This is a genomic window from Microvirga arabica (genome assembly GCF_016811235.1).
In the GTDB taxonomy this organism is placed as follows: Bacteria; Pseudomonadota; Alphaproteobacteria; order Rhizobiales; family Beijerinckiaceae; genus Microvirga; species Microvirga arabica.
Genome location: NZ_JAFBID010000043.1, coordinates 1 through 11,382, shown reverse-complemented (window position 1 = coordinate 11,382; position 11,382 = coordinate 1). Strand labels below are relative to the sequence as shown.

Here is an 11,382-nt window from a genome sequence, read left to right as displayed (position 1 = left end):
CACCTGTTGCTCCGCCGGCACGACGTGACAGGACCCGACGCGAAAACTCCTAAGCGGTTGATCCGCCTTGGGAAACACTATCGCATTTCGTCGGGTGCCGTGACGCCCAGGATTGCGAGACCAGATGCGAGCACGCCTTTCAGGGCATGCACGAGAGCGAGCCTCGCTTGTGTTGACTCTTTATCAGTTAGATTAACAAAGCGTAATTGCGGCAAGTCTTTGCCCTTATTCCATAAACTATGGAAGGCGCTCGCCAGATCGTAGAGGTAAAATGCGACCCGGTGGGGCTCATGTGCTTCCGCCGCCGCCTCGATAACCCTGGGGAACTGGGCGATGCGATGGATGATATCCATTTCCGCTTCGTCACTCAGGATCGAGAGATCCGCCTTTTCAAGCTGAGCCGCCGAGAAGTCAGCGCCCGGGAACGCCTCCCCCGCCTGTCGGAACACGGAGGCGCAACGGGCATGGGCGTACTGCACGTAGAAGACCGGGTTGTCCTTGGACTGCTCGACCACCTTGGCGAGGTCGAAATCCAGGGTCGCGTCGTTCTTACGGAAGATCATCATGAAGCGGGTGGCATCGCGGCCCACCTCGTCGACCACCTCGCGTAAGGTGACGAAGTCGCCGGAGCGCTTCGACATCTTCACCGGCTCGCCGCCGCGGAGCAGCTTCACCAGCTGGCAGAGCTTCACGTCGAGATCGGCCTTGTTGTCGGAGACCGCCTTCACGGCCGCCTGCATGCGCTTGACGTAGCCGCCGTGGTCGGCGCCCCAAACGTCGATCATGGAGGCAAAGCCGCGCTCGAACTTGGAGCGGTGATAAGCGATATCGGAGGCGAAATAGGTGTAGGAGCCGTCCGACTTCAGCAGCGGGCGGTCGACCTCGTCGCCGAAGGCAGTGGCGCGGAACAGGAGCTGCTCGCGATCCTCCCAATCCTCATCCTTCTGCCCCTTGGGCGGCGGCAGGCGGCCCATATAGACGAGGTCGCGCGAGCGCAGGTCCTCGATCAGCGCCTTCACCTGGTCCTTGGCGCCAAGCTGCAGAGAGCGCTCGGAGAAGAACACGTCGTGGTGGATGTTCAATACCGCGAGGTCGTTGCGGATCATGTCCATCATGGCGTTGATGGATACCTCGCGCACCAGCGGCAGCCACTCGGCCTCCGGCTTGTCGAGCAGGCTCTGGCCATGCTCCTTGGCGAGCAATTCGCCGACGGGCTTGAGGTAATCGCCCGGATAGAGCCCCTCCGGGATCTCGCCGATCTCCTGGCCCAGGGCCTCCTTATAGCGGAGGTAGGCTGAGCGGGCGAGGACATCGACCTGTGCGCCGGCATCGTTGATGTAGTATTCGCGGGTGACCTTGTAGCCGGCGAAATCCAGCAAGCCCGCCAACGCATCGCCGAACACCGCGCCACGGCAATGGCCCACATGCATCGGGCCGGTGGGATTGGCCGAGACGTATTCCACGTTGACCGGAGCGCCCGCCCCCTGGTCGCTGCGGCCGAAGCCGTTGGCGTCGACGACGGCGGCGCGCAGCACCTCGTGCAGCACTGCTGCGTTCAGCCGGATGTTGATGAAGCCGGGGCCGGCGATCTCGACCTTGGTGACGCGCGGATCATCCCCGAGGTCGGCGACGAGCAGCTCGGCCAGGGCGCGCGGGTTCATGCGCGCTTCCTTGGCCAGCACCATGGCGGCATTCGTGGCGAGATCGCCGTGGGAGGGATCGCGCGGCGGCTCGACCACCACGCGGCTGACGTCCAGCCCCGATGGAATTTTGCCCGCCTCGGCCAACCGGCCAAGCGCATCCGCAACCCGCTTCTCGAACAGCCCGAAAATGTTCATGGTACTCATCTCAATTGGGCGACAAGGCCCCGACCGCAGCCGGAAAACGCTACCTGAGCCCTCATCCTGAGGAGGCCGTCAGGCCGTCTCGAAGGACGAGGGCGCCTCCAGTGCTCTCTGGACCATCCTTCGGGACGCAGCTTGCAGCTGCTCCTCAGGATGAGGGTTGCGTTTCAAGACTCTAAAAAGACTGAGCCGCGCCTAACGCAAGTCCGGCGTCACGTCAAACAGGCGCCGGTGCTCAAGGATTGCGTATCGGTCGGTCATGCCGGCGATGTAGTCCGCCACCCGGCGGGCAAGACGCGGCTCGTCGTCTCTCGGGAGATCCGCCTGCCACTCCTCCGGCATCAGCTCCGGCTCGGCCTTGAAGCGGCGGAACAGGTCCCGCAGCACGTCGTCGGCCTGGGCCCGAACCCGCATCACGTCCGGGTGACGATACATGCGGGCATAGAGGAACCGCTTGATAGAGGCGTCGGCCTCGGTCATGGCCTTCGAGAAGCAGACCATCGTGCTCCCCGCCTGCCGGATGTCGCCTGCGCTCTGCGGCGCCAGGGCCGTGATCCTGCGCTCCCCTTCCGCCACCACGTCCTCGACGAAGCGTGTGATCACGCGCCGGGTCAACTCATGGATCCGGCGGGAGAGGTCGAGCCCCGGATAGCGGCTCTCGATCTCGGCCAGGAGTTCGGCGAGGAACGGCACCTCGCGCAAATCCTCGATCCGGAACAGCCCTGCCCTTAAGCCATCGTCGATGTCATGGGCATCGTAGGCAATGTCGTCGGCAATGGCCGCCGCCTGGGCTTCGCCGCCGGCATGGGTGGCGAGTTCCAGGTCCTGCTGGGTGTTGTATTCGAGGATCGCCAGCGGCACGCCCCGGGCAGCATAGCGCAGGGTCGGCTTGCCGTCTGAGTCGAGCAGCGGGCCGTTGTGCTTGACCAGCCCCTCCAGGGTCTCCCAGGTGAGGTTCAGCCCGTCGTACTCCGCATAGCGGCGCTCCAGGCGGGTCACCACACGCAGGGCCTGGGCATTGTGGTCAAAGCCCCCGAAACCCGCCATGCACTCGTCCAGCGTATCCTCGCCCGTATGCCCGAAGGGCGTGTGGCCGAGGTCGTGGGAGAGCGCCAGGGCCTCGGCCAGATCCTCATCGAGCCCGAGGGAGCGAGCCAAGGCGCGGGCGATCTGGCTCACCTCGATGGTGTGGGTCAGCCGCGTCCGGAAATGGTCGCCCTCATGATAGACGAACACCTGCGTCTTGTGCTTGAGCCGGCGGAAGGCCGAGGAGTGGATGATCCGGTCCCGGTCGCGCTGGAAATCGCTGCGGGTCGGGGAAACCGCCTCGGGGAAGAGCCGCCCGCGGCTTCCCCACGGATCGCAGGCGTAAGGGGCTCGCCATCTTTCGCCAAAGGGCCGCACACATATCCCCGGGTTGAAGCCTTGTCAGGGCGCACTTACCTTGCTCTTAACACCTAGTGCAAGAATTGCGTCCTTCGATGGACTGGAAGTAACCATGACCGGTATCACCCTGACAGAGCGCGCCGCCCGCCGCATCAACGAGATCATGGCCTCCGAGCCGGACGGCTCGCACCTGAGAATCAGCGTCAATGGCGGCGGCTGCTCGGGCTTCCAATATGCCTTCGATGTGGACCGGACCCGGCAGGACGACGATCTCGTGATCGAGAAGGACGGCGCCACCGTGGTGGTCGACGAGGTGTCGATCCAGTACATGGACGGTTCGGTGATCGACTTCGTGGACGACCTGATCGGCCAGTCTTTCAAGATCGAGAACCCCCATGCCACGGCCGCCTGCGGCTGCGGCACCTCGTTCTCGTTGTAAAATCGTAACGTAACTGCGTATTCTCCCCCGCCGGACATTTATAGGCTAAAGGATGCCGGCCCGGATTGGGCCTGGTTTGGGGGATCTCATGCGACTTCGTTACCGCGCAGGCGTCTGCGCGCTCGCCTTGATGGCAGGCTCGGCCGCCATGCAGTTCGAGCCGGCCGTGGTTCGCAACCTGGCTTCCGGCCAAGGCGATCGGCACGTCTCCGTCGAGGCGATCCGGGTTCCGCTCTGGAGCGCGGCTTTCGCGCAATCCGCCGACAGCTTCAGCCTGGACAATGTGCGCTTCACCTGGGGCGATCTCACCTATGAGGTGAAGCGGATCGACTTTTCCGGCGTGACCGTCTCCCGCAGCGAGGTCGAATCGCTCTTCTCATCCGCGTCCGAGCCCCTGGCCGACCGCCTGATGCGGATCAGCGCCCGGCAGGTCACGGCTCCCGAAATCAAGGTGACGCAGAAGCTGGGCCAGCAAACCCAGACGATCTTCTACAGGAACGTCTCCCTGAACGACGTTGTCCAGGGGCAGGTCGCGAAGGCCGTCATCGGAGCCATGGCGATCGAAAGGACCGGCGCGAAAGGCAATGTCCTGTTCAGCTACGGCCAGACCACCCTCAGCGACCTGAACACCCCGGCTTTCGTGCGGCTCTACGAGACGAAGGACGCTTCCGCCTCCGCGCCGATGACCCGGATCTACGGCGCCGTCACCATGGAGAATCTCGACATGGTCGACAGCGGCGAGAACATGTCGGTGCAGATCGCCCGGGTGAGTGCTCGGGACGTCATGGCCCGGCCCACCCAGGATTCCTGGGGCAGCACCCTGGCGTTCCTCACGGAGATGGGCGGCAAGAACAACCTGTCGACCGAGGAAGAGAGCCGCCTCAGAACCGCGATGGTCGACATCGCAGGCGCCTTCGATATCGGCTTCATGGAGGCCGCTGACATCCGGATCAAAGCCACGCCCAAAAAAGGTGCCGAGGCCAAGGACCGGAAGCCGTCCGTGATCGGCCGCATCGACCGGTTCGCCTATACGGGCAGCACGGGCTCGCAACCGGCGGACACCCGCCTGGAGGGGCTGGAAATCGGCGATCAGGAGGGCCGCGTGAAGGTGGGCACCATCAGCCTGACCGGCTTCTCCCTGACGCCGAGCCTGAACGGCCTCAAGGCGCTCCAGGGCAAGCCGATCGAAGACCTCGACCAGGAGGCGCTTCGCTCACTCATCCCGACGCTCGGCACCCTGCGCCTGTCGGGCATCGACGTGGATGTCCCGAACAAGGCCGGCGACAAGACGACCGAGCGGGTGAACTTCACGCTCAAGGACTTCGAGGTGACGGCGGACAAGCCCGTGAACGGCCTCCCGACGAACATCCGGATCGAACAGCGCAACCTCGTCATCGCGCTGCCCGCGACCAGCACGGACGATCTCGTCAAGCAGCTCGCAGCCCTGGGCTACAAGACCCTCGACTCGTCGTTCCTTGTCGCCGCCACCTGGAATGAGGCCGCCAATGAGATCGCCCTCAAGGAAGTGTCCGTGCAGGGGCAGGACATGGGCGCCCTCTCGCTGACCGGCACCATCGGCAACGTCACCAAGGACCTCTTTAGCCCGGATGAGGCGACGGCTGCGGCTGCGCTGATCGGCGCCAAGGCGAAAGCGGCCGACATCGTGGTCGAGGACAAGGGCCTGCTCGGACGCTACCTGGCCCAGGCGGCCAAGGAGCAGAAGACCACGCCCGAGGCGCTGCGGACGATTTATGCCAGCGCCGCACCGTTCGTCGTGTCATCCATCATGGGCAATTCGGAACAGGCAAAAACCCTAGGTCAGGCGGTCGGCCGCTTCATCGGCAAGCCCGGCAAGCTCACGATCAATGCCCAGCCCAAGAACCCGTCCGGCTTCGGCGTAATGGACGCGATGCTGGCCTCCGACCCGAAGGAAGCGCTGGCGAAGCTGAACATCTCGGCGACGGTGGAGTAGTCCATCGCAGCCCTGACACCAACGTCATCCTGAGGAGGTCGCGCAGCGACCGTCTCGAAGGAGGTTCCAGAGAGCACTGGATCCTCCTTCGAGACGCAGCCTAGCGGCCGCTCCTCAGGATGAGGGCTTTAGATAACCTCAAACGATATCAAATCAGCATCGGCTGATCCTGCTCCGCGGCCTGCGCCTCGACGACCGCGATGGCCGTGAGGTTGACGATGCCGCGGGCCGTCACGGACGGCGTCAGGATGTGGGCGGGCTTGGCCGGGCCGATCAGGATCGGGCCGACGGGGAGCGAATCCGCCAGGATCTTGGTGAACTGGAACGCGATGTTGGCCGCATCGAGGTTCGGCATGATCAGCACGTTCGCCTCGCCTGTCAGGCGCGAATGGGGATTCACCCGCTCGCGGAGCATCTCGGACAGGGCCGAATCCGCCTGCATCTCGCCATCGACCTCGAGATCCGGCGCACGCTCGGTGATGCAGGCGAGCGCCTCGCGCATCTTGAGCGCAGAGCGGCTGTCGGCGGCGCCGAAATCGGAATGCGACAGGAGCGCGATCTTCGGCTCCATGCCGAAGCGGCGCACGTGGCTCGCGCAGGCGATCGTCATGTCGGCGATCTGCTCGGCACTCGGGTCGAACTGCACATGGGTGTCGGCCAGGAAGTAGGCGCCCTTCGACGTGATGACGAGCGACAGGGCCGCCATCTCGTTGACGCCGGGAGCCAGACCGATGATGTCCTTGATGTGCTTGACGCGGGACTGGAAGCGGCCTTCGAGACCGCAGATCAGCGCATCCGCATCCCCTCTTCTTACGGCGAGCGCACCGATGACCGTGGAGTTGGTGCGCACCAGGGTTCGGGCGGCATCCGGCGTAATGCCCTTGCGGCCCGCGGCCTCTACGTAGGTGGCGACATAATCGCGGTAGCGCGGATCGTCCTCCGGGTTCACCAGCTCGAAATGCCGGCCGATCTCCATGGAGAGGCCGAAGCGCTTCATGCGCGTCTCGATCACGCTGGGGCGTCCGATCAGGATCGGCTTGGCGATGCCCTCCTCGACGATGACCTGCACGGCGCGCAGCACGCGCTCGTCCTCGCCCTCGGCGTAGATCACCCGCTTCGGGTTGGCCTTCGCCTGCGAGAACAACGGCTTCATGATGAAGCCGGAACGGAACACAAAGCGGCCGAGTGACTCCGTGTAGGCCTCCATATCCTCGAGCGGCCGCGTGGCGACGCCCGAATCCATGGCGGCCTGCGCCACGGCCGGCGCGATGCGCAGGATCAGACGCGGATCGAACGGGCTCGGGATCAGGGACTTGCGCCCGAAGGGATGGGCCTCGCCGCCATAGGCCCGCGCCACCACCTCGGACGGCGCCTCGCGGGCGAGGCCCGCGATGGCCTTCACGGCAGCCGCCTTCATCTCCTCGTTGATCGTGGTTGCGCCCACGTCCAGCGCGCCGCGGAAGATGTAAGGAAAGCACAGGACGTTGTTGACCTGGTTCGGATAATCCGAGCGCCCGGTGCAGATCATCGCATCGGGACGCGCGGCCTCCGCCTCCTCCGGCATGATCTCAGGGTATGGGTTGGCCAGCGCCATGATGAGCGGGCGCGGGGCCATCTGAGCGAGCAGTTCGGGCTTGAGCACGCCGCCGGCCGACAGCCCGAGGAACACGTCCGCATCAGGGATCACGTCGGCCAGCGTGCGGGCATCGGTGACTTGCGCATAGACCTGCTTCCAGCGGTCCATGAGCTCGTTGCGGCCTTCATGGACCACGCCCTTGATGTCCGTGACCCAGATGTTCTCGCGCCTGGCGCCGAGCGATACGAGAAGGTTGAGGCAGGCGAGCGCGGCGGCGCCCGCCCCGGAAGTGACGATCTTCACCTCCTCGATGCGCTTGCCGGCGAGTTCCAGGGCGTTCATCACCGCGGCGCCCACGATGATGGCGGTGCCGTGCTGGTCGTCGTGGAAGACCGGGATGCCCATGCGAGCCTTCAACCGCTCCTCGACCTCGAAGCATTCCGGCGCCTTGATGTCCTCGAGATTGATGCCGCCGAAGGTGGGCTCCAACGCGGCGATCACCTCGACGAGCTTGTCCACGTTGTTCTCGGCCACCTCGATGTCGAACACGTCGATGCCGGAGAACTTCTTGAACAGGACCGCTTTGCCCTCCATCACGGGCTTGGAGGCAAGCGGGCCGATATCGCCGAGGCCGAGCACGGCCGTGCCGTTGGAGATCACGGCCACGAGGTTCTGGCGGGAGGTCAGGTTGGCGGCCTGGGCCGGATCGGCCGCGATGGCCTCGCAGGGGGCGGCGACGCCAGGCGAATAGGCGAGCGCCAGGTCGCGCTGGTTGCCGAGGGGCTTCGTCGGCTGGATCTCGAGCTTACCGGGGCGCGGATGCTGATGGTAGAACATCGCCCCCGATTTCAGATCCTGCGAGATGTTGTCTCCCATCCGCCACGCTCCCAGCAACTATTGAATATCCAAGGACCTTGTGAGCGCCCTGCCCTCCGGCGTCAATGTTCTTCTCAACCGGCGCGCCTCGCTCGATCGGATCGTTGGGACCACCTGTCCCACGTCATCCCCGGACTTGTTCCGGGGATCCACGTTTTCCCTTTCCGCCTCTCCAGCCTCATCCTGAGGAGCAGCGAAGCTGCGTCTCGAAGGAGGTTCCAGAGAGCACTGAAGGCTCCTTCGAGACGGCGCTGACGCGCCTCCTCAGGATGAGGGTTGAGAGAAACGAAAGCGCCTTAAGACGTGGATGGCCGGGACGAGCCCGGCCATGACGGAGAAAGTGTCAACCACACGCTCCGAAGAGAACCCTTACTTCTCCGGCAGGTTCAGCCGGATGTGCAGCTCGCGCAGCTGCTTGGGCGTCACGTCGGAGGGGGCGCCGAGCAGCAGGTCTTCCGCCTTCTGGTTCATGGGGAAGAGCGTGATCTCGCGCAGGTTCTGCGCGCCGCAGAGCAGCATCACGATGCGGTCGACGCCGGCCGCCATGCCGCCGTGGGGCGGCGCGCCGTACTGGAACGCGCGGTACATGCCGCCGAACCGCTCCATGACCTCCTGCTCGCCGTAGCCGGCGATCTCGAAGGCCTTCACCATGCGGTCGGGACGGTGGTTGCGGATGGAGCCCGAGGCCATCTCGTAGCCGTTGCACACCATGTCGTACTGGAAGGCCGTCATCTTGAGGATCTTGTCCTTGTCCGACGGATCGAGCGCCATGAACTCGTCATGGTCCATGTTGCCCATGGAGAACGGGTTGTGGGAGAAGTCGATCTTCTTCTCGTCCTCGTTCCACTCGTATTGCGGGAAGTCGACGATCCAGCAGAACTCGTAGCGGTCCTTGTCGATGAGGCCGAGCTCGTCGCCGATGCGGGTGCGCGCCTTGCCGGCAAGGGACGCCGCCTTGTCCTCGGCGCCGGCCGAGAAGAACACCGCGTCGCCCGCCTTGATGCCGGCCTTCTCGCGGATCACCGCTTGCGCGGCTTCAGGAATGAACTTGGCGATGGGGCCTTTGCCCGTGATCTGGCCGCCCTCTTCCTCGAACACGATGTAGCCGAGGCCCGGCGCGCCTTCCGTGCGAGCCCAGTCGTTGAGTTTGTCGAAGAAGGAGCGCGGCTGCGAGGCTGCACCCGTGGCGGGAATCGCCCGCACCACGCCGCCGGACTTGATCACGTTCTTGAACGCGTTGAAGGTCACGTCCTCGCGGGTGAAGACCTCCGACACGTCGGCGATGATCAGCGGGTTGCGCAGGTCCGGCTTGTCGTTGCCGTATTTCAGCATGGACTCGAAATACGGAATGCGCGGGAACGTCTCCGTCACCGGCTTGCCGTCCGCGAACTCCTTGAAAGTGTCGCGGATCACCGGCTCCATGGTCTGGAAGATGTCTTCCTGGGTGACGAAGCTCATCTCCACGTCGAGCTGGTAGAACTCGCCCGGCAGGCGGTCGGCGCGCGGGTCCTCGTCGCGGAAGCAGGGGGCGAGCTGAAAGTACCGGTCGAAGCCGGAGATCATGATCAGCTGCTTGAACTGCTGCGGCGCCTGCGGCAGGGCGTAGAACTTGCCGGGATGGATGCGCGACGGCACCAGGAAGTCGCGCGCGCCCTCAGGGCTTGAGGCCGTGAGGATCGGCGTGGTGAACTCGAAGAAGCCGCTCTGCTGCATGCGGGTGCGGAGCGAGTTGATGATCGCGCCGCGCTTCATGATGTTGTTGTGGAGCTTCTCGCGGCGAAGATCGAGATACCGGTAGGTGAGACGGGTCTCCTCCGGGTATTCCTGGTCGCCGAAGACCGGCATCGGCAGCTCGGCCGCCGGGCCTAAGACTTCCATGTCGGTGATGTAGACCTCGATCATGCCGGTGGGCAGCTCCGGGTTCTCGGTGCCGGCCGGGCGCTTACGCACCTTGCCGTCCACCCGGATCACCCATTCGGACCGGGCCGACTCGGCCATCTTGAAGGCCGGGGAATCGGGATCGATCACGCACTGGGTCATGCCGTAATGGTCGCGCAGGTCGATGAACAGCACGCCGCCATGGTCGCGGATGCGGTGGCACCAGCCGGACAGGCGGGCGACCCCGCCGACATCGGATTCGCGGAGCGCGCCGCAGGTGTGGGAACGGTAACGGTGCATGGAGGCGGACATGGACAAAAGCCTGCTGGTTCGGTTTGAGGCGCAACATCCATGGGAGGCCGGGGAAGTCAAGGCGGAAGGCTGAAATCGAGCCTGCGCGGGGGCGCTCCCTCCCCTGACGGGGTGGCGGCTGTGGGCTTTGTCGTGGCTTGTCTCGGGCACTCAAGGGAAGCGCGGGAGGCAAGGCGGCTTCGCTGCACTCCGGTGGAGCGGGCGAAGGATCGGGTTGGGACGGGGGTTCCGCCCGGACGGGAAGCACCTTGGCCTCCCGCGCACGGCTTTTCGACCCTGAGCCTCGCGCTCCGGCGGGATCAGGGACGAACCCTCAGACCCGCTTCACGGTGCTTCTGGAGCGCAGCCCTTAATGCCACGATCCTCGGGCTGGCGAGGCTTGGAAGGCCGGCCCATGGCCCTGCCCGAACAGCAGCCATGAACCTCATCCTCCGCTCAGAGCCCTGGCATGCGGAACCAGCGTCTTGCTCCGCAGCGGCCAGAACCGCATCCCGCCTCCACAACCGACGCCTCGGGCGCGTCCCTCGCGAGGCAGGACATCGACGGTATGGCTCAGCTTGGGAGAACTGTCAAGAACAAATAGGGAACGAAGCTTTATAACCGCTAACGAGTTCAAGCGTCGAACTCTGCAAGACCTCTGCTCTGAGTTCGGTGTCGTGCTCTCTGCGTTGCTCTAAGGCATCGGCCCAAAAGTGGATTAGCACTTTTGGGATCCATCCGATGCTTCTTCCTTGATTGAGAGCATCGTCGAGACGGAAAACCGGGTCCACTTTTCCGCACGATGCTCTAGAGCTTTCTAAGCGAATATCCGTACGTAGTAGGTCTAAGTCGTCAACTTGCCAGCATCACACCGGCGCCCATCTTACCCTCCTTACTCGGCGTCTAAGCCGACAGGGGGCACTCAGTGACAGACATGATAGATCAGGGGAAGGCGGAGTCCGGCAGTCAGCAACCCGACCCAAGTTTTTCCACCTTCACCAAAGTATCATTCATGCTCATGGGGTTGATCGCAGCTTTCATTCTAGATGCCGTAATGGGCCTGCCGCTCACGAGCTAGCGGAGCGGGGTGGCTGTCCCTCAAAGTGATGGTGTTGAAACG

General features: G+C 64.4%; 6 protein-coding genes. 2 read left to right on the top strand and 4 right to left on the bottom strand.

The annotated features are described in order from the left end of the window. Positions 1 to 77: 77 nt before the first annotated feature. Both argS and JQC81_RS19430 read right to left on the bottom strand, forming a co-directional pair. Positions 78 to 1,838 (bottom strand): arginine--tRNA ligase, encoded by a 1,761-nt coding sequence (gene argS / locus JQC81_RS19435; RefSeq protein WP_203273431.1) that lies wholly within the window; start codon positions 1,836 to 1,838, stop codon positions 78 to 80. A gap of 201 nt (positions 1,839 to 2,039) precedes the next feature. Further along, positions 2,040 to 3,254: a deoxyguanosinetriphosphate triphosphohydrolase gene (locus JQC81_RS19430; protein ID WP_203273468.1), complete on the bottom strand. Its 1,215-nt coding sequence runs from the start codon at positions 3,252 to 3,254 to the stop codon at positions 2,040 to 2,042. Between the two features lie 88 nt (positions 3,255 to 3,342). Here JQC81_RS19430 and erpA point away from each other — a divergent pair, with 88 nt between their 5' ends. Next, positions 3,343 to 3,669 (top strand): iron-sulfur cluster insertion protein ErpA, encoded by a 327-nt coding sequence (erpA, locus tag JQC81_RS19425; protein ID WP_203273430.1) that lies wholly within the window; start codon positions 3,343 to 3,345, stop codon positions 3,667 to 3,669. 88 nt (positions 3,670 to 3,757) lie between these two features. Continuing rightward, a complete protein-coding gene (locus tag JQC81_RS19420) occupies positions 3,758 to 5,641 on the top strand; it encodes an aq_1923 C-terminal domain (RefSeq protein WP_203273429.1) in 1,884 nt (627 codons plus the stop codon). Between the two features lie 148 nt (positions 5,642 to 5,789). Here JQC81_RS19420 and JQC81_RS19415 read toward each other — a convergent pair whose 3' ends face one another. Continuing rightward, a complete protein-coding gene (locus JQC81_RS19415; protein ID WP_203273428.1) occupies positions 5,790 to 8,093 on the bottom strand; it encodes an NADP-dependent malic enzyme in 2,304 nt (767 codons plus the stop codon). A 369-nt stretch (positions 8,094 to 8,462) separates the two neighbouring features. Further along, positions 8,463 to 10,271 carry an aspartate--tRNA ligase gene (aspS, locus tag JQC81_RS19410; protein WP_203273467.1) on the bottom strand — a complete coding sequence of 603 codons (1,809 nt, stop codon included), beginning with the start codon at positions 10,269 to 10,271 and terminating at the stop codon, positions 8,463 to 8,465. Positions 10,272 to 11,382: the final 1,111 nt, after the last annotated feature.

Bases quoted from the DNA above. Each gene is read 5' to 3' on its own strand.
- erpA (WP_203273430.1), top strand. From the start codon at position 3,343: ATGACCGGTATCACCCTGACAGAGCGCGCCGCCCGCCGCATCAACGAG.
- argS (WP_203273431.1), bottom strand. From the start codon at position 1,838: ATGAACATTTTCGGGCTGTTCGAGAAGCGGGTTGCGGATGCGCTTGGC.
- JQC81_RS19420 (WP_203273429.1), top strand. From the start codon at position 3,758: ATGCGACTTCGTTACCGCGCAGGCGTCTGCGCGCTCGCCTTGATGGCA.
- JQC81_RS19415 (WP_203273428.1), bottom strand. From the start codon at position 8,093: ATGGGAGACAACATCTCGCAGGATCTGAAATCGGGGGCGATGTTCTAC.
- aspS (WP_203273467.1), bottom strand. From the start codon at position 10,271: ATGCACCGTTACCGTTCCCACACCTGCGGCGCGCTCCGCGAATCCGAT.